The 22028-nt window shown below is 50.2% G+C and carries 20 protein-coding genes and 1 tRNA gene; 4 read left to right on the forward strand and 17 right to left on the reverse strand.

Annotated features, from left to right (window positions below; genetic code table 11):
- Positions 1 to 44 precede the first annotated feature (44 nt).
- The gene (gene leuS / locus PGX44_RS00800) at positions 45 to 2531 is read right to left on the reverse strand and encodes a leucine--tRNA ligase (RefSeq protein ID WP_498853852.1); all 2487 of its coding nucleotides are present in this window, start codon (positions 2529 to 2531) and stop codon (positions 45 to 47) included.
- Positions 2532 to 2605: 74 nt separating this feature from the next.
- Positions 2606 to 4174: a glycosyl hydrolase family 18 protein gene (locus PGX44_RS00805; protein ID WP_498853853.1), complete on the reverse strand. Its 1569-nt coding sequence runs from the start codon at positions 4172 to 4174 to the stop codon at positions 2606 to 2608.
- A gap of 135 nt (positions 4175 to 4309) precedes the next feature.
- Between PGX44_RS00805 and lgt the strand changes: the two genes are divergently transcribed.
- Positions 4310 to 5128: a prolipoprotein diacylglyceryl transferase gene (gene lgt, locus PGX44_RS00810; RefSeq protein WP_498853854.1), complete on the forward strand. Its 819-nt coding sequence runs from the start codon at positions 4310 to 4312 to the stop codon at positions 5126 to 5128.
- 75 nt (positions 5129 to 5203) lie between these two features.
- Here lgt and sufU read toward each other — a convergent pair whose 3' ends face one another.
- From sufU to PGX44_RS00875, 13 genes are all read right to left on the reverse strand, one after another.
- A complete protein-coding gene (gene sufU / locus PGX44_RS00815; protein WP_186503872.1) occupies positions 5204 to 5641 on the reverse strand; it encodes a Fe-S cluster assembly sulfur transfer protein SufU in 438 nt (145 codons plus the stop codon).
- A gap of 12 nt (positions 5642 to 5653) precedes the next feature.
- Positions 5654 to 6874, reverse strand: a complete 1221-nt coding sequence (locus tag PGX44_RS00820) for an aminotransferase class V-fold PLP-dependent enzyme (RefSeq protein WP_222433661.1) — start codon at positions 6872 to 6874, stop codon at positions 5654 to 5656.
- A complete protein-coding gene (locus tag PGX44_RS00825) occupies positions 6837 to 7973 on the reverse strand; it encodes a SufB/SufD family protein (protein ID WP_498853855.1) in 1137 nt (378 codons plus the stop codon). The genes PGX44_RS00820 and PGX44_RS00825 overlap by 38 nt, the downstream gene beginning before the upstream one ends.
- A 15-nt stretch (positions 7974 to 7988) precedes the next feature.
- A complete protein-coding gene (sufB, locus tag PGX44_RS00830; protein WP_222433662.1) occupies positions 7989 to 9446 on the reverse strand; it encodes a Fe-S cluster assembly protein SufB in 1458 nt (485 codons plus the stop codon).
- 14 nt (positions 9447 to 9460) lie between these two features.
- Entirely contained in the window at positions 9461 to 10204 is a 744-nt protein-coding gene (gene sufC / locus PGX44_RS00835; RefSeq protein ID WP_288201230.1) for a Fe-S cluster assembly ATPase SufC, read from the reverse strand.
- Positions 10205 to 10541: 337 nt separating this feature from the next.
- A complete protein-coding gene (scfB, locus tag PGX44_RS00840) occupies positions 10542 to 11939 on the reverse strand; it encodes a thioether cross-link-forming SCIFF peptide maturase (protein ID WP_186503877.1) in 1398 nt (465 codons plus the stop codon).
- A gap of 68 nt (positions 11940 to 12007) precedes the next feature.
- On the reverse strand, positions 12008 to 12148 hold the full coding sequence (gene scfA, locus PGX44_RS00845) for a six-cysteine ranthipeptide SCIFF (protein ID WP_186503878.1): 141 nt from the start codon (positions 12146 to 12148) through the stop codon (positions 12008 to 12010).
- Between the two features lie 62 nt (positions 12149 to 12210).
- Positions 12211 to 12606 (reverse strand): hypothetical protein, encoded by a 396-nt coding sequence (locus tag PGX44_RS00850; RefSeq protein ID WP_186503879.1) that lies wholly within the window; start codon positions 12604 to 12606, stop codon positions 12211 to 12213.
- Positions 12607 to 12743: 137 nt separating this feature from the next.
- Positions 12744 to 13379, reverse strand: a complete 636-nt coding sequence (gene nth / locus PGX44_RS00855; RefSeq protein ID WP_498853856.1) for an endonuclease III — start codon at positions 13377 to 13379, stop codon at positions 12744 to 12746.
- Positions 13380 to 14210, reverse strand: a complete 831-nt coding sequence (gene larE / locus PGX44_RS00860) for an ATP-dependent sacrificial sulfur transferase LarE (protein ID WP_186503882.1) — start codon at positions 14208 to 14210, stop codon at positions 13380 to 13382.
- 27 nt (positions 14211 to 14237) lie between these two features.
- Positions 14238 to 15068 (reverse strand): ADP-ribosylglycohydrolase family protein, encoded by an 831-nt coding sequence (locus PGX44_RS00865; RefSeq protein ID WP_498853857.1) that lies wholly within the window; start codon positions 15066 to 15068, stop codon positions 14238 to 14240.
- A 105-nt stretch (positions 15069 to 15173) separates the two neighbouring features.
- Positions 15174 to 16385, reverse strand: coding sequence for a DUF819 family protein (locus tag PGX44_RS00870; RefSeq protein WP_498853858.1), 1212 nt, complete (start codon positions 16383 to 16385; stop codon positions 15174 to 15176).
- Positions 16386 to 16509: 124 nt separating this feature from the next.
- Positions 16510 to 17964, reverse strand: a complete 1455-nt coding sequence (locus PGX44_RS00875; protein WP_498853859.1) for a nicotinate phosphoribosyltransferase — start codon at positions 17962 to 17964, stop codon at positions 16510 to 16512.
- Between the two features lie 228 nt (positions 17965 to 18192).
- Here PGX44_RS00875 and PGX44_RS00880 point away from each other — a divergent pair, with 228 nt between their 5' ends.
- From PGX44_RS00880 to PGX44_RS00890, 3 genes are all read left to right on the forward strand, one after another.
- Positions 18193 to 19101 carry a DMT family transporter gene (locus PGX44_RS00880; RefSeq protein ID WP_289001701.1) on the forward strand — a complete coding sequence of 303 codons (909 nt, stop codon included), beginning with the start codon at positions 18193 to 18195 and terminating at the stop codon, positions 19099 to 19101.
- 66 nt (positions 19102 to 19167) lie between these two features.
- Positions 19168 to 19244, forward strand: a tRNA-Val gene (locus PGX44_RS00885).
- 57 nt (positions 19245 to 19301) lie between these two features.
- Complete coding sequence (locus PGX44_RS00890; RefSeq protein WP_498853860.1) at positions 19302 to 19964, forward strand: YigZ family protein; 663 nt, start codon at positions 19302 to 19304, stop codon at positions 19962 to 19964.
- 68 nt (positions 19965 to 20032) lie between these two features.
- Here the strand turns inward: PGX44_RS00890 and PGX44_RS00895 are convergent, their stop codons facing one another.
- Complete coding sequence (locus PGX44_RS00895) at positions 20033 to 20419, reverse strand: RidA family protein (protein WP_186503892.1); 387 nt, start codon at positions 20417 to 20419, stop codon at positions 20033 to 20035.
- A gap of 129 nt (positions 20420 to 20548) precedes the next feature.
- On the reverse strand, positions 20549 to 21982 hold the full coding sequence (locus tag PGX44_RS00900; protein ID WP_498853861.1) for an amino acid permease: 1434 nt from the start codon (positions 21980 to 21982) through the stop codon (positions 20549 to 20551).
- Between the last annotated feature and the right edge of the window lie 46 nt (positions 21983 to 22028).

Raw genomic sequence — 22028 nt, forward strand, 5'->3', positions numbered from 1 at the left:
TGGGAAAAAGGAGATGCACGATGGCATCCCCTTTTAGCATGTATTTATTTAACGACAATGTTGATAATCTTCTTTGGTACGACAATGAATTTAACGACCTGTTTGCCTTCGACAAAGGCTTTAACGTGCGGCCGTTCCAGAGCCAGCTCACGCAGCTTGTCCTGGTCCATTTCGACAGGTACCGTAATGCGGTCGCGGACCTTGCCGTTGACCTGGATCGGCAGTTCGATTTCATCGACCTGAAGGGCTGTTTCATCGACGTGCGGCCATTCCTGCTGATGTACATCACCGTCGAAGCCCGCTTGCTGCCACAGTTCGGCTGCAATATGCGGCGTAAACGGAGCCAGTACCTTGAGCAGGTTTTGCATGGCTTCTTCAGCTACATCGCGACGGATGGTCTGGTTCTTGTCGACGTAGTTGTACATGGCGTTGACAAATTCCATGATGGAGCTGACAGCCGTGTTGAGGGCATAATGACCATCACTGCCACGAACGTCGTCTGTTACCTTACGGATAGACGTATATTCGACGAAACGCAGATCTTTTTCGGCCGCCGTATACGGACGGTCTGCTGCTTCGCCGTTTTTCGCCAGATCCAGGTACTGTTCGACAATACGCCATACGCGGTTGAGGAAGCGGTACGAGCCTTCTACACCCGTTTCGGACCAAGGCAGATCACGTTCCGGCGGGGCCGCGAAGAGAATGAAGAGACGGGCCGTATCAGCACCGTATTTGGCAACGATTTCTTCTGGAGATACGACGTTCCCCTTGGATTTACTCATCTTGCTGCCATCGAGGAGTACCATGCCCTGTGTGAGCAGGCGTTCGTACGGTTCTACCTTATCGACATACCCCGCATCATGGAGGACCTTCATGAAGAAACGGGCATAAATAAGATGCAAAATAGCGTGTTCGATGCCGCCAATGTACTGGTCGACGTTCATCCAGTAATTAGCTTTCTTCGGATCGAAGGGCTGTTTTGTATTGCGCGGATCCGTATAGCGCAGGTGGTACCACGACGAGCACAGGAACGTATCCATCGTATCAGTTTCGCGGATAGCAGGACCACCGCATTTCGGGCACGTCGTGTGCAGGAACTTTTCACTCGTTTCGAGAGGCGACGTAGCGCCGGCTGTAAACTGAACATCTTCCGGCAGTTCAACCGGCAGCTGTTCTTCCGGTACGAGCTGTTCGCCACATTTTTCGCAGTAGACAACCGGAATAGGCGCACCCCAGTAACGCTGACGGGAAATGAGCCAGTCGCGCAGACGGAAGTTAACCGTTGCTTTGCCACAGTTGTGATCGACGAGCCACTGGGTAATAGCTTTCTTCCCTTCTTCAATAGAAAGACCGTTGAATTCGCCGGAATTGATCAAATAGCCTTCGCCTTTATAGGCTTCTGTAATTTCATCGTGTTCGTAATCGATCTTGCCTTCCGTATCCTGAATGACGTAATGGATAGGAATATTGTATTTTTTGCAGAATTCGAAGTCACGCTGATCGTGGCCGGCAACGCCCATGACGGCGCCTGTACCATAATCGACGAGGACGTAGTTAGCAATCCAGATTGGTACCTGTTCGTTATTGAGCGGATTTACGGCGTAGGCACCGGTAAACATACCGACTTTTTCCACGTCTTCCGACGTCCGTTCCATATCGCTCTGGTTGCGCATCTTTTCAATAAAGGCACGCAGTTCAGCTTCGTTCGGTTTGCCTTTGATGATGCGTTCGACAAAGCGGTGTTCCGGCGCGAGGACGACGAAGCTGGCACCAAAAATCGTATCGACACGGGTCGAGAAGAGTTCTACCCGTTCGCTGATTTCCGGAATTTCAAAGAAGAAGTTGGCCCCTTCGCTGCGGCCAATCCAGTTGCGCTGCATGGTCTTAACGCGTTCCGGCCAGCCCGGCAGCTTATCGAGGTCGTCGAGGAGCCGGTCAGCGTAGTCTGTAATCTTGAAGAACCACTGTTTCAGGTCCTTTTTGACTACCGGGTTGTCGCAGCGCCAGCAAATGCCGCCTTCAGCCTGTTCGTTAGCCAAAACCGTGTGGCAATGTTCGCACCAGTTAACCTTGGCTTCCTTACGATAGGCCAGCCCCCGTTTGTACATCAGTTCAAACATCCACTGCGTCCATTTATAGTATTCTTTATGGCACGTAGCAACTTCACGATCCCAGTCATACGAGAGGCCTAACGATTTCTGCTGCCGTTCCATGTTGGCAATGTTGTCATAGGTCCATTTTGCCGGCGGGATGTTGTGCTGAATCGCCGCATTTTCGGCAGGCATGCCAAAGGCATCAAAGCCCATGGGATGAATGACATTATAACCGAGCATTCTTCTGTAGCGGGCAATGACATCGCCAATAGCATAGTTACGTACATGGCCCATGTGCAGGTTGCCCGACGGATACGGGAACATTTCCAATACGTAATATTTCGGTTTATCACTTTCGTCCGGACATTTATCCACTTTTTCGTCCAGCCATTTTTGCTGCCATTTCTTTTCTATTTCCTGTGGAATGTATTTTTCCATAGCACGACCCCCGTATCTTAAAAATGTATTGCAGGTAAAGTTGTTGACTTTTTTATTATAATTGTCGTAACACGTCAAGTCAATTCATGTTTGGCAAATCCCTGCCAAAAATTAGCTGGTTCAAAGCCTTTGCGCCAGAACGAGGCACCGCCCAAATGGTACTGAGGAATCAGTTTTACTTTTTCTTTAAGGGATTTATCATCTTCAAACCAGATTTTGAGGCGTCCTTCCGGCAGCTGTACGTCGAGCTTATAAAGGCCCAGGGCATTGTCCCAGACGACAGACGACTTATATTTGTTGCGTACAGCCTGGCTGTCAGCAAGGGTCAGTGTGCGCACGAAGAGCTTGGGCTTCTTGGCGGCTGTCTTAGCTGCAGCCGCCGGTTTCGTACCGGCGCCAGCTTCTACAGTTGTCTCCGTTACAGCTGCCGGCCAGTCTGCCAGGTCTTTGGGCAGGTCCTTGCCATTAGCCGCTTCATACCATACGCGCATGTAGAGCGGCATGCCGAGAATAACCTTTTCAGCCGGCACGGACTGGAGTGTATTTTTGATGGACGTTTCTACCCAGGGCAGCGTCGCTGTAGGCCCGGCGACCGGGCTCGTGCGGCCTACCTGATCATAGGCCATGAGCATGACGTAATCAAGGCTTTTACCGAGGGCTTGGCGATTATATACCATAGACCAATTGGGACTATCCGACGGAGCCGTTACATCCATGGAAACTTTCAGGCCGTAGGCATGGGCTACGTCGGAAAATTCCCGGACGAACTGTGTCAGGAGGTCTCTATCACTATAGTTGACGTTTTCAAAATCGATATTGTAGCCGGCAAAGTCATAGAGGATGCTGTAGCCGATGAGCTCCTTAATAAGCTGTTTGCGCAGGTTCGGCTGGGACAAGACTTCATGGGTCAGCTTGGGGCTAAAGTCATTATCGACGAGGGGCCATACTGCATAGCCTTTTTCCTGCCACGACGTAATGAGCGTATCCAGATCGGGATTGCGCAGGACAATGCCCTTACTGGAAAGGCGGAAGGCACACGGCGAAAGGACGGGCTGTTTGGTCTTTAATTCCGGAATAGGGCTCTTTTCATCCATAACCGGGTCCCAGAAAAGGACCATTCCCAAATTACCTTTTTTCGTGATTTCCGGAGCAGACTGGGCAGACTGCTTCAGCTCTGCCGCCGTACGCTTAGCCTTAGCAGGCGGCAAAAGGGATTTCGTTTCACCGTCCAAAACATAGCTGATACCCAAAGGGCGGCGTATGCGGCCAATGCTGATGTTACGGCCTTCCTTACTCTTCGCGCCCGGCAGGGTCAGGCTCACGTTACGGTCCTGGCCGAGAACCTTTTCGGCCGTCGCGTTTTGCGGCAGGCGGAACCAATACTGCCCTTCTTTATCGGGATTGGCATAGACGCCATACTGCTCCAGAGCCTTGTCCGTGACGAGCCAGCGCTGGCCATCGTCGACAATCTGCAAATCTTTAATCGTGTCACTTTTTATGGGGTTTTGTACAACCGGCACGGAAAAAGCCGGATCTGCCTCCTTGCCGGCACTATCACTTTGGGCGGCCCAGACAGCATTGCCTGTCGTCATGACCAACACCGCCAGGAGTGCTAATTTCTTTGCAATACCTTTATATACCATGCATATCTCCTTACAAACGAGGGGGCTGCCGCCTTAGAGGTACTGACTTCCCTAATTGACAGCCCCGTTGTATAATAAAACGACTGTAATTTTCTATACAGTGACTTTTATTATATCACAAAGGGGCGCTCTTTTATGCATCAATATCTATTTTTTATTGGTTCCTTCCCCATCCGTGCCTATGGCCTGCTCTTTATGCTGGGCATCGTCTCAGCCGGCATTACGGGCTACTATATTATGAAACGCGACGGCCGTGGCTGGCACACCCATATATTTGACTTTACCATGTATTGTGGTCTCGCCGGTATCGTCGGCGGCCGTCTCTGGGATGTGTTCTTCTTCGATTGGCCGTACTATCACAATCACCTCCTGGAAATCCCCTTCGTCTGGCAAGGCGGCATGGCTATCCAGGGAGGTCTTCTCTTCGGTGCCATTGCCGGCATTGCCTACACGAAATATCACCATATCGATACATGGGCCTTTGCCGATCTCCTGGCACCGGCCATCATCCTGGGCCAGTCCATTGGCCGTATGGCCAACCTCATGAATGGTGATGCCTTCGGCCATCCTACAGGCGGTAACTTCGGCATTCTCTACCCGGAAACGACGTTAGCCTACCATACGTATGGCAATCAGCCCCTCTGGCCGGCTGAAGTGTGGGAAGGCCAGCTCGATATTCTGGCTTTCGTAGCACTCCTCTTCTACAGCTCCTTTCCCCATAAGAAAGGACAGGTTTTCTGCCTCTATGTCATGCTCTACGCCGTAGAACGGTTCTTCCTGGAATTCCTGCGCGGAGACTACGTGTCCCTTACGCTGGGTCTGAAATCAGCGCAAATGACCAGCGTCATCGCCTTTGTCATTGCGGCAGCCGTCTTTATCTACCTGCATTTCAAAGGCAGCGCAGACGAACCGCCTCAGCCCGGCACACCAGCCCTGGAAGATAAGAACGCCTAAGCGCCCAGACATACAAAACACCTCACCGGCAGCCCTTGCGGGCATTCCGATGAGGTGTTTTTTTACGTATGTTTTTTATTTCTGATCCCGTTCCAACGCTTCCTTCAGCGTATGCCAGGCGAGAACAGCACATTTTACGCGGGCCGGCATATTGGAAATGTTTTTCAGGGCAATGGCGTCTTCCAGTTCTTCCAGTTCATCATCATCCGTTACTTCCCGTTTGATCATATCGAGGAAGAGGTCAACCAGGCGCAGCGCTTCTTCTACGCTCTTGCCTTTAATGAGATCGATCATAATGTCTGCCGAAGCCTGGCTGATGGCACAGCCATGGCCCGTATAGGCAGCATCTTTAATGATACCGTCCTGGATATCGGCCTGCAGCGTAATGTCATCGCCACAGCTCGGGTTATGACCGTGTTCCTGCAGATTAGCCTGATCCAGGGGGTGTTTGTTTTCCTGACACTGGTTATGTTCCAGAATGATGTCAGAGTACAATTCATTCATGTTTTCCATCGTCGACGCTCCTTAATCTTTAAAGCCCATCTGTTTTCGTACGAGGGGCAGTTTTTCCAGGAAATAGTCTACTTCATCCAGTGTATTGTAGATATAGAAGCTGGCCCGGTTCGACGCTTCGACGCCGAGGTGGCAGCCTAAAGGCTGGGCGCAGTGATGGCCGGAACGGATGGCGATACCAAAGCTGTCGAGAATGGTAGCCGCATCATGGGGATGTACGCCATCGATGGTGAAGGTAATGACGCCCGTCTTTTCTGCCGGATCCGTGCTGCCGATAATATGGATATGGGGGATTTTTTTCATCCCTTCAAGGCAGCGCGTGGTCAGTTCGTGTTCGTGTTCTTCAATGGCATCCATGCCCAGGTCTTCCAGGTAATCGATAGCTGCGTGCAGGGCTACAGCACCTTCGACGTTCTGGGAACCGGCTTCAAACTTGAAGGGCAGTTCGTTAAAGGTCGTCGACTGTTCCTGTACGTATTCGATCATATCGCCGCCCAAAAGGAACGGTTCCATATCTTCCAGAATGGCTTTTTTGCCATAGAGGACGCCTGTGCTGGCAGAGCCGCACATCTTATGGCCTGAGAAGACGAAGAAATCACAATCTATATCTTGAACGTCCGTCTTCATATGCGGTACGGACTGGGCCCCGTCGACAATGGCCACGGCACCGACTGCATGAGCACGGGCTACGATTTCTTTAACCGGCCGTTTCATGCCATAGACGTTGCTCACGGCGGCGAAGGAAACGATCTTCGTGCGGTCGTCGATCTTGGCCAGGTCTGCTTCTGTAATATGACCTTCTGCATCGAGATACATGTAGTCCAGTTCAGCACCGGTCTTTTGGCAGACACGCTGCCACGTAACGAGGTTGGAATGATGTTCCGAAATGGGAATGACAATCTTGTCGCCTTTATGGAGATGTGTTTCCCCATAGCTGCGGGAAATGAGGTTCAAGGCTTCCGTCGTATTGCGAACGAAGACGATTTCCTGCGTCGATTTTGCATTGATAAAGCGGCGTACTGCTTCGCGGGCTTCATCGTACAGTTCGCCTGCTTCAATGCTCAGGACATGGGCGCCACGATGGGGATTGCCATTGTGGTTTTCCAAGAGATCTACGATAGCGTGAATAACCTGGTACGGCTTCTGCGTTGTCGCTGCGTTGTCAAAATAAACGATCTGATGTCCGTTATGGACTTTAGTCAAGATGGGGAAATCTCTGCGTACATTTAGCATTGCAATCACCTTTCTTCTGACAAAATTGCATTTTTTCACGGAACGCCTGGAGGGCTTTATTTTCCAAATCTTTATCGCCCAATGCATCGATGATGGGGCGGATGTTCGATTCGACGATGATCAGCTGTGCACCGGCTTCGTTAAAGCCACGGCTCATGAGATAAAACAGTTTATCCTTGTCGATCTGGCCGGCACTGGAGGCATGGTTGCCGACGACGTCGTCTTCCTTGCACAAGAGAAGCGGCACAGAAATGGAATGTACCTGCGGGCTCAAGAGGATACACGTGTCCGATTCGGAGCCTACAGCCTTTTTGCCGCCGCGGAGAAAATCAATCGTGCCGCGGAAATATTTTTTCGACGTATCGAGAAGAGCCCCGGAGGTAACGATGTCCGTATTGGTTTTGACGCCCTGCGTCGGTACCCAGTACGAAAAGTCTACGACCTGGTCCTTGTCGCCTAAATACATGGCTTTGCTGTTAAAGGTACTTTCGTCATGCATGAGGTCCGTCTTGTAGTAGGAAATGGCCGTTTTGCCGCCCAGTTCAGCGTTCACATAATCGACGACGCTTTCCTTGCCGGCATCGGCGTAGCGGTGTTCTACGTGGCGCACGTTTTCGCCATGGAGCTGTACCTTGCTGATTTTGACATGGGCTTTTTCTTCTGTCTTGACGTAGGTCAGGAAGTTGACGGCCCCCTGTTCGCTGCCGCCTTCAAAGAGAAGGTATACGTGCAGGTCACTGCCGGCACCGGCTTCGACAGTCAGCTGGCCTGTGAGCTGCGGCTGATCATCGCACAGTGTATATGTGAGCCAAACGGAACCGGTCTGGCCGGCTGCGGTCTTTACAGCACAGCCTGTTTCACTTTGTGTAAGGGCGCGCTGCAGTTCTTCCGGGTTAGCCCCTTGGAAGTCTCCTAAATCGGGTACGCCATTGCCATCATAGAAGGAAACGCTGACGTCCCCTTCGTGGCGTTCTGCCGGCGTATAGGCAGTTACAGCTCCGGCAGCCAGCGGATCGAGTTCCAGATGATTGACTTTCATCCAGCGAAAGGTTGGACGCGGGAGTTGGTTATATTCAATAACAGGCTTATCTTTTCTCATTCTGCTCCTCCTCCCTTATTTCAACGAACCTTTAAGTTCGAGATTGATAAGATTGTTCATTTCTACGGCATATTCCAGAGGCAGTGCCTTGGATACCGGTTCTACGAAGCCCCGTACGAGCATGGCCCGTGCTTCGTCTTCGGAAAGGCCGCGGCTCATGAGGTAGAAAATTGCTTCATCAGAAATACGGCCGATAGAGGCTTCATGACCGAGGTCAATGTTGTCGTTCTTGACGACAATAGCCGGGATCGTATCGGACTGGGACTGTTCGTCCAGCATCAGGGATTCGCAGCTGACGTTGGCTTTGGCTCCTTCTGCTCTCGGGTTGATGACGACACAGCCACGGTAAATGCTGACGCCGCCGCCCTTACTGATGGATTTGGAGTTAATATTGCTCGATGTATGCGGTGCATTATGTACGACCTTAGAGCCTGTATCGAGATATTGGCCGGCACCGGCAAAAGTAACACCTGTAAATTCGCAGTGTGCGCCTTCACCCTGAAGGATACTCATAGGATAGAGGCAGGACGTATGGGAACCGAAGGACCCGGTAACCCAGTTGATCGTACCGTTCTTGCCGACAATAGCCCGTTTCGTATTCAGGTTGTACATATTTTTGGACCAGTTTTCAATGGTCGAATAGGTCAGCGTAGCGTCGTCGCCGACGAACAATTCAACACAGCCGGCGTGCAGGTTGGCTACATTGTATTTCGGTGCGGAACAGCCTTCGATAAAGTGTACCTTTGCACCCTTTTCGACGATAATCATAGTGTGTTCAAACTGTCCAGCCCCTGGTGCATTAAGACGGAAGTAACTCTGCAAGGGGATAGAAACATCGACGCCGGCCGGCACGTACACGAAGGAACCACCAGACCAGACAGCACCGTGGAGGGCTGCAAACTTATGGTCCGACGGCGGTACAAGCTTCATGAAGTGAGCTTTAACGACGTCTTCGTATTTTTCCAGAGCCGTATCAAAGTCCGTATAAATAACACCCTGCTCTACCAGTTCGTCCTGAATGCTGTGGTAGACAACTTCCGAGTCATACTGGGCGCCGACACCGGCGAGGGATGTCTTTTCTGCTTCCGGAATACCCAGGCGGTCGAACGTGTCTTTAATATCTTCCGGCACGTCTTCCCACTTGCCCTGCATCTGCGAGTTCGGGCGGACGTAGGTGACGATATTATCCATATCGAGTTCACTAATATCGGGCCCCCACGTAGGGAATTTCATGCGATAAAACAAATCCAGCGATTTCAGACGGAAATCGAGCATCCACTGCGGTTCATGTTTCTTTTCCGAAATTTCGCGGACAATTTCCGGCGTCAGGCCGGCATCTGTTTTATAGGAATAGGTAAAATCATTTTTAAAGTTATAGATATTGCCGAAGTCAGAAAAGGTTTCTATTTTCTGGCGTTCGTCATTTAATTTCTTTTCCCGTTCTTCAATGATGTTTTCTCTTTCATCAGCCATAGTCGTACCTCCTATCAGGCCTGTCCTCTGAATGCATCGTACCCGTTGGCTTCGATGACCTGGATCAGGGAGGCATCGCCGGTCTTAACGATCTTGCCGTCAATGAGTACATGAACGAAGTCAGGTTTCAGATTCTGCAGGATTTCACTGTGATGCGTAATAACGAGAATCGAATTGGTTTCATTGTGATACTGTTCGACCGTTTCAGAAACAATACGGACAGCATCGACGTCGAGACCCGAGTCTATTTCATCGAGCATGGTCAGTTTCGGTTCAAGCATACACATTTGGAGAATTTCTGTCTTTTTCCGTTCGCCGCCGGAGAAGCCATCGTTGACATAGCGTTCGGCATAGGAGCGGTCCATGCGCAGCTGTTCCATCTGTTTGTGAAGCTTTTTGCGGAACGGCATGATGCGCTGCTGTTCACCGGAAACGGTGCTCTTCGCGTTGCGAATGAAGTTTTCTACAGAAATCCCCTGTACAGCAATAGGCTGCTGGAAGGCCATGAAGATACCGGCTTTGGCACGTTCATTGACCGGTGCTTCCGTAATATCCTGGCCTTCAAAGAAGATTTTCCCGGCTGTGACTACATATTTAGGATTGCCCATAATAGCATTGAACAAGGTAGACTTGCCAGCGCCATTCGAGCCCATGATAACGTGTGTTTCCCCCGTATTGATCGTTATGTCGAGTCCTTTGAGGATTTCTTTGCCTTCTACAGCAACATGTAATCCTTCTACTCTTAATAATTCACTCATTTTTATCACTCCTATGAGACTACTCGTTTCCGAGCCTGGTATATTGTAAATGTATACTTTTTAACTACACATAAGGTTACTCCATTATGCAGTTAAAGTCAACTATTTTGGTGCTATTTGACTATTTTTTTCTAAAAAAACAAATTGGCGTAAAAAGGGACTGCGCATGCGCAGTCCCAGGCTTACCTTTTTCTTTTACTGTGGACCAGCTGACCTGCCGCAGCGAAGACGGCTAAGAGCAATAACACGAGTAGCTTCGCCGTCGGTCCTTCCACAGCAATGGCATATATGAGATAGAAAAAAACAACACACCAGAGAAAAATATTGATCTTGCGTGTCATGCGTCTGCCTCTTGCGCCTGCTGTTTTTGCAGGGCCAGCGTGGCCTGAATGTACATGGCACATTCAATACGTTTTTTCTGGATCTGGCAGCTCAACGCATATGGCGTCCGGATATCACCGCCGTACTTGATGTTGTTGGCATGACAGCCGCCGCTGCAGAAGAACTTCGCCCAGCACTTACAGCATTCCGGTTTATTGAGAACGTGCATGTCCCTAAAGAGGGCCGGCAGCTGCGTATTGGTCACGCCGTCATAGACGTTGCCAATAACGTAGCCATCCTGGCCAACAAACTGATGGCACGGATAAATGTCACCGTTCGGTACAACGCACATGTATTCATGACCGGCACCACAACCACGCAGGCGCTTAGCAATACAGGGGCCGCGGTAGAGATCCATAATGAAGTGATAATAAATGAACGGGTGGCCTTCGAGCTGGCGTTTCAGGTAGAGGTCCGTCAGGTTTTCATATTCCGCAAAGATGCGCGGCAGGTCTTCTTCCGTAATCGCATAGGACAGATCATCGCCAACAACCGGTTCCATCGAAAGCCCTTCAAAGCCCAGGTCAGCCATGTGTTCTACGTCCTTCGTAAAATCCAGGTTGTATTTGGTGTACGTGCCACGTACGTAATATTCTTCGCCGTTGCGGTGCTTGGCTGCATAGACCTGGTTGCGGGCACACGTTTCGTACGAACCCTGGCCGCCTGCATTAGGACGCATGCGGTCGTGTACTTCCTTACGGCCATCGAGACTCAAGATGAGGCTGATGTGATTATCCGTCAAATATTTCACCTTTGCCGGATCGAGGAGCATACCGTTCGTCGTCAGAGACAGTTTAAATACCTTGTCGTGGATCTTTTCTTGTTCCCGGATGTATTCGATGGTCTGCTTGACTACGTCGAAGTTCATGAGCGGTTCGCCGCCGAAGAAATCGATTTCGCAGTGCTGACGCTTGCCCTTGGTGCTTTCAATGAGCATATCGACAGCACGGCGGGCTACGTCAAAGCTCATGAGCTCCCGGCGATGCGTATCGTAGTCGCCTTGGGACGCAAAGCAGTACTGGCAGCGCAGATTACAGTCGTGGGCAATGTTAAGACAGAGCGATTTAATGACCGGTTCTTCTTCTGCGACGACCTTGAAGGTTTCACACATCGGTGCAAAGAGCATTTCTTTGGCAATGAGTTCATCCAGTTCTGCCAGGGATTCATCCAGGTCCTGCCGGCTGTACGTGCCGTCAAGGGCTGCGTAGACGTCATCCTTGTTGTCCCCTTTATAGGTATCGAGGATGTCGTACGTAATTTTATCGATGACGTTAATAATACCGCTGTTGACGTCGAGCAGCATATATGTGCCATTCTGGCAATATTTATGAATCATTGGTTGTATCTTAGCCATAGTTCCTCCATACAAAAAGAATACCCTTTACCTTCCGGTAAAGGGCGTCCCCTTATGTCATTTCATTCTTACTTCGTGCAGATCTGATTGCCTACAGTACAGGATGTTTTGCAAGCGGACTGGCAGGATGTCTGGCATTCGCTGCAGCCTGCATGCTGTACAGTTTTCTGAATCGATTCTGTATTGATTGTAATGATGTGTTTTGCCATGGTATTCACCTCTTCATTAGAACTGATTTTATTGTACCATAGAAACGTACTTTCTACAACAATTACAAAAGGCTGAAGCCTTCAAAAACGAAATTTCTTCCTACGCGGACAACGATGGATCGTTCCTGAAAAAGCTCATTCGTATCGAAGAAAATATCGAAGCCGCCCTTATAGTTTACATATACGGAATTAATCTGATTTAAATAGCCTCTGATCTCATCAGCCGAGATTTCCCGTTCACCATCAGAGCGCCATTTCTTATTTTTAAAGTTTGCAATAAGCGGCGCATGAGCCAAGACGCGGGCATGATGCTGTAAAATCCAGTCCCAAATTTCTTTACTGTAACGGACAGCTTCATCATGGTCCTTCTCGTCCAGCCCTTCCAGCGTAAATAACACAGGTTTATCACCAAACATGATTTCATCCATGTAACTGCCTTTTACATATTGTAAGCTCATATGACTGAACCCTCCGCCCTTATAAAGTAACGTGCGCCCAGAAAATACTGCGCCCTTCTATACTACATAAATATAAGGTCTTTGTCAAATACGCATATAGCATACCGTTGTCAGCGTTTGCACTCCCGGCATAGGCCTTAAGACCCTTCTTTACCAGGGCATAAATCGGCTAAAAAGCACTGGTCGCACAAGGGTTTTCTGGCCTTGCAGACGCGGCGGCCATGCCAAATGAGCCAGTGATGGGCACGGCTCCACCATTCCTTAGGGATGGCCTTTTGCAATCCCTTTTCTACTTCGAGGGGTGTCTTACCCGTGGCCAGCTGCAAACGGTTCGCCACACGGAACACGTGCGTGTCTACAGCAATGGCCGGCGTATCAAAGAGAATGCTCACGAGTACGTTCGCCGTCTTGCGGCCTACGCCGGGGAGCTTAACCAGTTCGTCAAAGGTCCGTGGCACTTCCCCACCATACTGCTCGCAGAGGATGGCACAGTTTGCCAGGATATTCTTGGCCTTACTGTGATAGAGACCACAGGTCTTGATCTTTTCCTCCAGTCCCGTAAGACCCAGGGTAAGGATCTTTTCAGGGCTGCTGTATTCCGGGAAGAGCTGAGCCGTAACGATGTTAACCCGTTCGTCCGTACATTGAGCTGACAAGATAACGGCAATCATGAGCTCAAAGGGTGTGGAGTAATGCAGGGCTGGCTTCATAATGCCGTACTGGTCTTGAAAGCGCTGGAGCATTTCGTCCTTCACTTTTTTGGTCACTTTCATTTATTTCGCCTCGTTTGTATCAATGACCTCATTCAGGCTGCCCATTTCATAGCCGCCCAAATCTAAAGTAACGTAGACAAATCCGCATTGACGCAATTTTTGTACAATTTCCTGGCGGTGTTCTAAGATTACAGGCAGTTCGTCTTCACCCACTTCAATGCGGGCAATATCACCGTGATAGCGTACGCGCAGGGAGCCTTTGATGTACGGAGCTATAACGCTTTCTGCTTCATCTACCATGTGCAGCCGTTCCGGCGTCAGTTCGACACCATAAGGCACGCGGCTGGCGAGACAGGCGGCGCTTTGCTTATCCCACGTACGCAGGCCCAGCTCTTTCGACAGAGCGCGGATATCAGCCTTGGTGAGGCCCGCTTCAATCATGGGACTGCGCACAGCGTCAGACAGTTCTTCCAGGGCCTTCATGCCTGGACGGAAATCACCCAAGTCATCGACGTTACCGCCATCGATAACCCACTGGTAATGCTGCTGCTTTGCCAGCTCTACGAGAGCTGAAAAACGGATTTTCTTGCAAATATAGCAACGGTCCATAGGATTCTTGACAAATTCTTCATCATCAAACTCCGTCGAATGGACGACGAGGTGATGGATGCCGATTTGTTTGGCCATAGAAACGGCATCTTCTTCTTCGCTGTGCGGCAGCGTCGGCGAGACCGCCGTTACAGCCAAGGCTTTATCATGCAGTACATCATGGGCTGTATAAGAAAGGAAGGTGCTGTCTACGCCACCGGAAAAACCGATGACTACACTGCCCATGTCTTTCAGTATTGTGCGTAGTTTATTGTAGCGTTCTTTCGTTTCCGCTGTTACCATGTGTATCCTCTTCTTTCATTTATTATTTTATATGAAGCATTCAAACCGCTGCCGCTCCTGTGCTAACGGATCAGGCAAAAAGGAAGCAGCCTCGGTCTTAAGCGCCAGAGGCACACCGTAGTATGCCTCTGCAATGCTGCCGGCAATGGCAGCCTGCGTATCCGTGTCGCCACCGAGGGAAAGGGCATTGCGGATAGCGTCCTCAAAGCTGTGGCTTGCTAAAAAGGCTTCCAGCGCCTCTGGCACGCTGTCAGCAGTACAAGCCGAAAAATGATAGTCCCTTCTAATCGCTGCCAAGGGCGTTTGCAAGGGATAATAGTGCTGTAAGTACGTACGCAGATCACGCTGTGACGTACCCTTTCTGGCCAGATAAATGGCCGCAGCCACGGCCAGGGCACCGCGGATGGCCTCCGGATGATTATGCGTCACAACAGCCGTCAATTCTGCCAAGGCCAGCACCTCTCTGAGAGACTGGCCGGCCCAGGCCGCCGGAGCGACGCGCATAGCAGCACCATTACCAAGACTGCCATAGGGTCCGGCCGTATCAGATTCGTACCAACGGATAAATAAGGGCCCATAGCCAATACCGGGATAGCGGTGGCACCAATAGCGCAGCTGCCGGGCAACGCACGTCGTCAGTCCGTCAGCTGTGGCTTTGCTTTCCCTGATTGCCGCAGCAACGGCCAGCGTCGTCACCGTGTCGTCTGTGATATGCGCGCCTGCCGGAAACAAGGGTGCTTCCGGTGGCGGCACAACCTTTGTGCCATTGGCGCACTCAGCTTCATAGAGAGAGCCTGCAAGATCACCAATAATCGTTCCCCAAAGCATGGCCTGGCCACCTTCCGTTTTAGACAGCAAATTAGAATCGTTCCTATTATAGCATACATAGATGCGATAAAAAAAGCGGAAAACACCGTTTAATATCTATCATATACATAATTGAATATCATTCTATGACATATATCATGCTCCTAAGAGACTGCCCACAATGATGCCCAAATATGTGCCGATCACGTAACCAAAGGTACCGACGAGCATCGCCGGTCCGACGAGCTTCGTCCAGCCTTGAGAAATGGCCATACCTGCCGCCGTCGTCGGGCCACCAATGTTGGCGTTAGAAGCAATGATAATATCCTCCAGGTCGAAATGAAAGAGCTTGCCGCCAATGAGGCAAAAAAGCATGTTCACAATGACCATGAAAAGGCAGAACACGAAGAGGAGTGGCGCATTCATGATAATGCTCATGATCGACGCTGGTACGCCAATGACAAAGAAGAACATATAAATAAAAAAGGTACCGATTTCCTGGGCCCCATTCATAGCCGCTGCCTGTTTATCGAAATACGTAGCAAAGACCATAGAAATAAGGGTAATCCATACATACTGGCTGCCGAAGAAGGTGTTGCACATTTTTAGGAAGCCATTGTCCATTGGAATAACTGCCGTCAAGGCGTCGCCGATCAATTTCGATACGGTAACGACGACAACAGCGTACATCATGTTCATGGCAATATCCTTCAAGGAAATATTCTTGCGTCCCCAATAGGCCGCCGCCAAGGTTTTGCCTTCGTCGCTAATGCCGTTTTTTTCTACGTCGTCAATATGAGGATGCGTGTAAATGCGGCGGAAAAAGGCGTTGCCCGCAATGCCTAAAAGAGCCAGAAAATATATGGCCATGTTCAGGTTATCGGCTACAGTCGCCGCTGACACAAGACTGCCGCTGGGCTTGAAAGCATCGGCCAGGGCCGTAAAATTGACACCGCCACCAATATACGAGCCCGTCATCATGGCCGCGATTTTAGGCAACCCTTCTACGTAGCCGCCCAAAAGGAGCGTACCGACGACAGCGCCACATACCGTGCCGGCTGCACCGATGAGAAAAATAAACAGGAGCCGCCCCGTTTCCCGCCAGATTTTGCTCATATTGGCCTGCAGGAGCAAGAGCGGAATGGCTATAGGCACGGCGTAGCCCCAGATGATATCGTCATAAACAGGCGCATGGGAGGGAATGACGTTCGTATTGACCAATACCAGGGCAAAGATCAGGGCAATGATGGCTCCGGAAAGCTTCGAAGCCCAGACGTACTTCTGTTCCAAATAAACAGATACAGCAACAGCAATGAGCATGATCGACAGGAGCATCCACGTGTTGTCAGGGCTGATGAGTGAATTCATAGAGGTCACTTCCTTCTTAAAATAAGAAAAAGCATAAAGGCAATTCCCTTATGCTTTTTCCTTTATACGTTCATTATATTTACTTGTTTTATAAACTGCAATGGTTTTTGCTTATTTTTGCGCCTTATTGGAAATGGGCCGCTTCGGCCGAGAGCACTTCATGACGCAGCTTCGACAAGGTTTCACTGCGCTGTACCCACATCATTTCCGGATTGACAAGGCGCTTGTATTCCGGCCAGAGCGTGTCGATTTCGTCGTTGGCATAGTCGATGATTTCCGCTAGTGTCGGCTGCTGGTAGACGAGTTCCCCTTGCAGGAAAATGGGCTGCAGCATAGTCCGTACTGTATAGGAGCCGGCCGGGATAATACGGAAACGCCACGGCGTAATATCACTGGATAAACGTAAATCCTGGCTTTCATCGATCGTCTCGCCTTCGAGAACGATAATATCTGCCTTCATCTTGCCCGTCACTTTATCGTAAATACGCAGAACGTTCTTACGGCCAGGGTTAGAAATTTTTTCGGCATTATCGCTCATCTTAATTTTCGGTACAAACGTGCCGTTTTCATATTGGCCGGCCATTTTAAAGACACCACCCATAGATGGGCTGTCCTTGGCCGTAATCAGATTTGTACCGACACCCCAGGAGCTGATCGTACTGCCCTGCAGCTTCAGCTGGGCAATAAGGTTTTCGTCGAGATCATTCGACGCGGCAATGACCGCATCAGGAAAGCCGGCAGCGGCAAACATCTTATGGGCTTCTTTAGAAAGGTAAGCCAGGTCACCGCTATCGAGACGGATACCATAAAAAGGCGGCAGCGTGCCGGCATCTTTCATTTCCTGGAAAATCGTAATCGCGTCGGGGACGCCCTGCTTCAGCGTATTATACGTATCAGCCAAAAGGATCAGGCTGTTCGGATAATGCTTTGCATAGCAGCGGAATGCTTCCAGCTCTGTCGGAAAGCTCATAATCCAGCTGTGCGCCATAGTACCCATGACGGGAATGCCAAACCTGGCGCCGGCCAGCATATTACTCGTACCGTTAAACCCGCCAATCATAGCCGAACGGGCGCCGTAGACACCGGCCGAAGCACCTTGTGCCCGGCGCAGGCCGAATTCCATAAGCGTATCCTGTGTACCGGCTACACAGCGTACACGGCGGGCCTTCGTCGCAATGAGGCTTTCGTGGTTCATGATCATAGACATGCAGGTTTCCAAAAGCAGTGATTCATTTTTCGTCGTTTCTACGCGCAGCAACACTTCCTGCGGAAAGGCAACGGTGCCTTCGGGCATGGCATAAATGCTGCCTGTAAAGTGAAACTTCTTCAAGTAATCCAGGAATTCATCGCGGAAGTTCCCAGTACTCTTTAAATAAGCCAGATCGTCGTCAGAAAAGTGAATATTTTTGACGTACTCAATCAGATGATCCAAACCGGCTACGACCGTATAGCCGCCGGAAAAAGGATTATGCCGGTAGTAACGGTCAAACACACAGGCCTGGCTGTGTTTTCCTTCAAAATACAGGCCCTGCATCATTGTCAGCTGGTATAAATCAGTCAGCAAAGCATTCGTATACAATAGTCTCGCCTCCCACTCATATTGTACCTATTATAACATTAAAAAGTAGTATACGCCAACGAATATTCTCGTAATTCTTGACAATGTACATTGACGTCTGTCATGACAGGAAAACAGTATATTTTTCTCCTAATGGCTTCTTTTTTTCTCCACCTGTGTTATAATGAAAAAACTTGTAATGCTTTTGTTTTTTTCTTATATACTATATATCAAGCGAGGACGATACAAATGATAAAAGATCGCTTATTTCTCCTGGCGGCTACTGTCTTTTGGGGCTGCGCCTTCGTGGCCCAGCGGGTCAGTACGGACACGATGGGTGCCTTTGCCTTCAACGGTCTCCGTTTTTGGCTCGGTGCGCTGGCTGTCTTGCCCGTCGCCTTATGGATCCGCAGACAGACCAAATCTGACGAAGCACCGGATCGGCCAGCCTGGCTTTCCCTGCCCCTGGCATGTGCTATTTTAGGCTTTGTCCTATTCGCCGGTTCCAGTCTGCAACAGCTGGGTCTTTTTTATACGACAGCCGGCAAGGCCGGCTTTATTACGGCACTCTATATCGTCGCCGTCCCCCTCGTGGGCATCCTCTTTCACAATCCCCTGCGCCTGACCCACATTACGGGCTGCCTGACGGCCCTCCTCGGCGTCTGGCTCCTGGCCTGGCACGGCAGCGGCGAGCTGCTTCGTACGGGCGATTTCATCATCCTCGTCAGCGTTGTCTTTTGGACGCTCCACATCCTGGTCATCGACCGCTTCGTCCGCTATTTTTCTGGCGTCTACCTGGCAGCAGGGCAATTCTTCTTCTGCGGCCTCTACAGCTTCCTCTCCGTGCCCGTAGCAGGAGAAACGCTGACCTGGTCTGCTATCGCCGCTTCGGCCATTCCCATCCTCTACTGCGGTATTTTTTCCAGCGGCGTCGGCTATACCTTTCAGATTCTCGGGCAGCGCAAGGTACCGCCTACGGAAGCATCCCTTCTCCTGAGCTTTGAAATGATATTTAGTGCCCTTGCAGGTTATGCCTTCTTGGGTGAAACCATGACGCCCCGGGAGCTCCTGGGCTGCGTCCTCATGACCATCGGTATCTTTTCAGCCCAGGTCCCGAGCCGCATCATTTTTACATTGCAAAAAAAACGCTCTGCCTGAACGGCATTATTTTTAATTATTCTGTTGACAAGTGCTCTATCTTATGATATATTTATATAGTCGCATGGGGGTATAGCTCAGTTGGTTAGAGCGTCACGTTGACATCGTGAAGGTCGTTGATTCGAATTCAACTATTCCCACCATTGAATGTATATCCGCCGATTACTCGGCGGATTTTTTTTATACAGGGAGGGATCGTCGTGACAGCACCGCATATCACCTCTGTCTATGGCAGTGCCGAGGCAGAATACGTCATCAAGAAATCGCGCTTTATCACCCATGTCAAAGAAGTCCGGCGTGAAGACGAAGCCGCCGCCTACGTAGAAGAGCTAAAGAAGAAATATTGGGATGCCAATCACACGTGCTATGCCTGGCAAATCGGCCTAGGCGGCAAAGTCCAAAAATCAAACGATGCCGGTGAACCAGCCGGTACAGCCGGCAAGCCTATACTGGAAACGTTGAAAAAGCGAGGCCTTACGAATACAGTCGCCGTCGTAACCCGCTATTTCGGCGGTGTCAAACTCGGTGCCAGCGGCCTCATCCGTGCCTACGGCCACAGTGTCATCGTCGCCTTAGACGCCGCTGATATTGCCGACTACCTCCCCTATACAGTCCTGATCTACGAATTTGGCTATCCCTACATCAGCACCATCGAACGGCTCATGGAAAGCTACAGTGGCACCATTACGGACCGCTCGTTCGGTGCCGACGTGACTTTTACCATGCAGGTACCGGAAGAAAAAGCCGCCGCTTTTCAAGAGGCCCTGACGAACAGTACGAACGGCCGGGCCCGCTTACTCGACGAAGGCAGCAAAATACTGCCTATTATCCGGCCCAAAGAAGCTGCTCCGGCAGCGGACTAAGACAAAATTAAAAAGGTAGTACCATGACAATACTATTGCCACGGTACTACCTTTTTATATACGGCCACTTATTTGCCGAGGTACGCTGTTACTTCTACTTCAACTAACGCATCCTTCGGTAAGGAAGCTACTTCTACGCAGGAACGGGCCGGCAGCATTTTCTGGAAATACTTGCCATATACTTCGTTTACAGCGCCAAAGAAATTCATATTAGTAATGTACACTGTCGTCTTTACGACGTTATCATAGGAAGCACCGGCAGCTGCCAGGATTGCGCCAACGTTTTTCATGCACTGTTCAGCCTGGTTGACGACGCCGCCACCAACGACTTTACCCTTTTCCGGGTCAATGGCGATCTGGCCGGAGGCAAAGAGGAAATCCCCTGCCTGAATAGCCTGTGAATATGGGCCTACTGCACCTGGTGCTTTTTCTGTACTGATTACATTTACTGCCATGATACACTACATCTCCTTCATCAAATAATTTTAGTATATATTTATTATATGTCATAACGGCATAATTTTCCACCCTGCCATCAGACATAATCCCCGGCCGGCCATACAGGCCGGCTGGGAATGGATACCTTAATCTTCAATCACGTCTTGATGCATCACTTCTTGTTGTACCGGTTCCGTAATGAGATGGCCGTCACGATCGTACTTTTTCTTGTTGCAGCCACTCAGGAAATAGGCTGCTGTAATGACGGCGATATAAGCCCACGACGAGAAGAGGGACATACGCGTATCCGGATTAAAGAGCATGCCAATGGTGACGAGAACCAGGAAGGCAATGCAGAACCAGTTGGCGTACGGGAAGAGCGGCGATTTGAACGAATGGGCCGCCATGACGTCCTTACCCCAGTATTTACGGAAATTCTTTTGTGAATAAGCCAGTACGAACCAGGCAATCATGCCCGGGAATACAGACGCGCTGTAAAGATAGAGGAACAACTTGGAATCGGGAATGAGATAATTAAGGATTACGCCTACGATGAGGCAGCCAATGGTGACGCCAATGCCGTTACGGGGTACACCGGAGTTGGAGAGCTTGGCAAAAATCTTCGGTGCCTGGCCATTCTGAGCCAGTGTATAAAGCATACGGCCTGAACTGTACAAACCGCTGTTGCAGCCCGAAAGTGCCGCTGTCAGAACGACGAAGTTGATGATGCCCGCTGCCGTCGTAATACCAACCTTGGCAAAGGTCATGACGAAAGGACTGCCAATGAGGCTGACCTGATTCCACGGATAAATACAAAGGATAACAAAGATAGAGCCGATATAGAAGATCAAAATACGCCAGACGATGTTCTTCGTTGCCTTGCGGAGCGTATTTTTCGGATCCTGGGCTTCACCAGCCGTAATGCCGATGAGCTCGACACCTTGGAAGGATGCGGCAACTACACACATGGCAGCCAGCATACCGCCAAAGCCGTTAGGCATAAAGCCGCCGTTGATCCAGAGATTTTCAAAGCCCACGGGGACGCCGCCGTTGCCAAAGCCGATGAGGATGACCGCTGCACTGACGACGAGCATGACGATAATCGTCGTAACTTTGATCAGGGCAAACCAGAATTCAAACTCACCATAATACTTGACCGCTGCCATGTTGGCAATAGCAACGATGAGCATGCCGCCAAAAGCTGAAATCCACTGTGGCACAGCGGGGAACCAATAGTGTACGTAAATGCCGACAGCCGTTACTTCGGAAAGGCCGACGACGACCCACATAAACCAATAGCTCCAGGCTGTAAGATACCCTACAAAGGGACTAATATATTTATGACCATACGTTGCAAAGGAGCCTGTTACCGGTTCCTGATAGAGCATTTCCCCCATAATGCGCATGATGAAGAACATGACGACACCCGTCAATGCGTAGCACAAAAGGACTGACGGACCAGCCATCATAATCGTATTGGCCGAACCCATAAACAGGCCGACGCCAATGGTACCGCCTAAGGCAATCATTTCTACGTGGCGCGGTTTTAAACCACGCTCCATTTTTCCATTCTCTTCCATAAGTCATTTCTCTCCTATCTGTTAGAGTAGTATAAAACTAGGTATA

The sequence above is a fragment of the Caecibacter sp. AF58-12pH5A genome (genome assembly GCF_027681725.1).
GTDB classification, from domain to species: domain Bacteria; phylum Bacillota; class Negativicutes; order Veillonellales; family Megasphaeraceae; genus Megasphaera; species Megasphaera hominis.

Coding starts and splice junctions, on each gene's coding strand:
- sufB (WP_222433662.1), bottom strand. CDS start 9,446: ATGGCTGATGAAAGAGAAAACATCATTGAAGAACGGGAAAAGAAATTA.
- scfA (WP_186503878.1), bottom strand. CDS start 12,148: ATGGCAAAACACATCATTACAATCAATACAGAATCGATTCAGAAAACT.
- PGX44_RS00870 (WP_498853858.1), bottom strand. CDS start 16,385: ATGAATTCACTCATCAGCCCTGACAACACGTGGATGCTCCTGTCGATC.
- PGX44_RS00805 (WP_498853853.1), bottom strand. CDS start 4,174: ATGGTATATAAAGGTATTGCAAAGAAATTAGCACTCCTGGCGGTGTTG.
- PGX44_RS00880 (WP_289001701.1), top strand. CDS start 18,193: ATGATAAAAGATCGCTTATTTCTCCTGGCGGCTACTGTCTTTTGGGGC.
- sufU (WP_186503872.1), bottom strand. CDS start 5,641: ATGGAAAACATGAATGAATTGTACTCTGACATCATTCTGGAACATAAC.
- larE (WP_186503882.1), bottom strand. CDS start 14,210: ATGGTAACAGCGGAAACGAAAGAACGCTACAATAAACTACGCACAATA.
- PGX44_RS00825 (WP_498853855.1), bottom strand. CDS start 7,973: ATGAGAAAAGATAAGCCTGTTATTGAATATAACCAACTCCCGCGTCCA.
- PGX44_RS00850 (WP_186503879.1), bottom strand. CDS start 12,606: ATGAGCTTACAATATGTAAAAGGCAGTTACATGGATGAAATCATGTTT.
- leuS (WP_498853852.1), bottom strand. CDS start 2,531: ATGGAAAAATACATTCCACAGGAAATAGAAAAGAAATGGCAGCAAAAA.
- PGX44_RS00820 (WP_222433661.1), bottom strand. CDS start 6,874: ATGCTAAATGTACGCAGAGATTTCCCCATCTTGACTAAAGTCCATAAC.
- PGX44_RS00900 (WP_498853861.1), bottom strand. CDS start 21,982: ATGGAAGAGAATGGAAAAATGGAGCGTGGTTTAAAACCGCGCCACGTA.
- nth (WP_498853856.1), bottom strand. CDS start 13,379: ATGAAAGTGACCAAAAAAGTGAAGGACGAAATGCTCCAGCGCTTTCAA.
- sufC (WP_288201230.1), bottom strand. CDS start 10,204: ATGAGTGAATTATTAAGAGTAGAAGGATTACATGTTGCTGTAGAAGGC.
- scfB (WP_186503877.1), bottom strand. CDS start 11,939: ATGGCTAAGATACAACCAATGATTCATAAATATTGCCAGAATGGCACA.
- PGX44_RS00895 (WP_186503892.1), bottom strand. CDS start 20,419: ATGGCAGTAAATGTAATCAGTACAGAAAAAGCACCAGGTGCAGTAGGC.
- lgt (WP_498853854.1), top strand. CDS start 4,310: ATGCATCAATATCTATTTTTTATTGGTTCCTTCCCCATCCGTGCCTAT.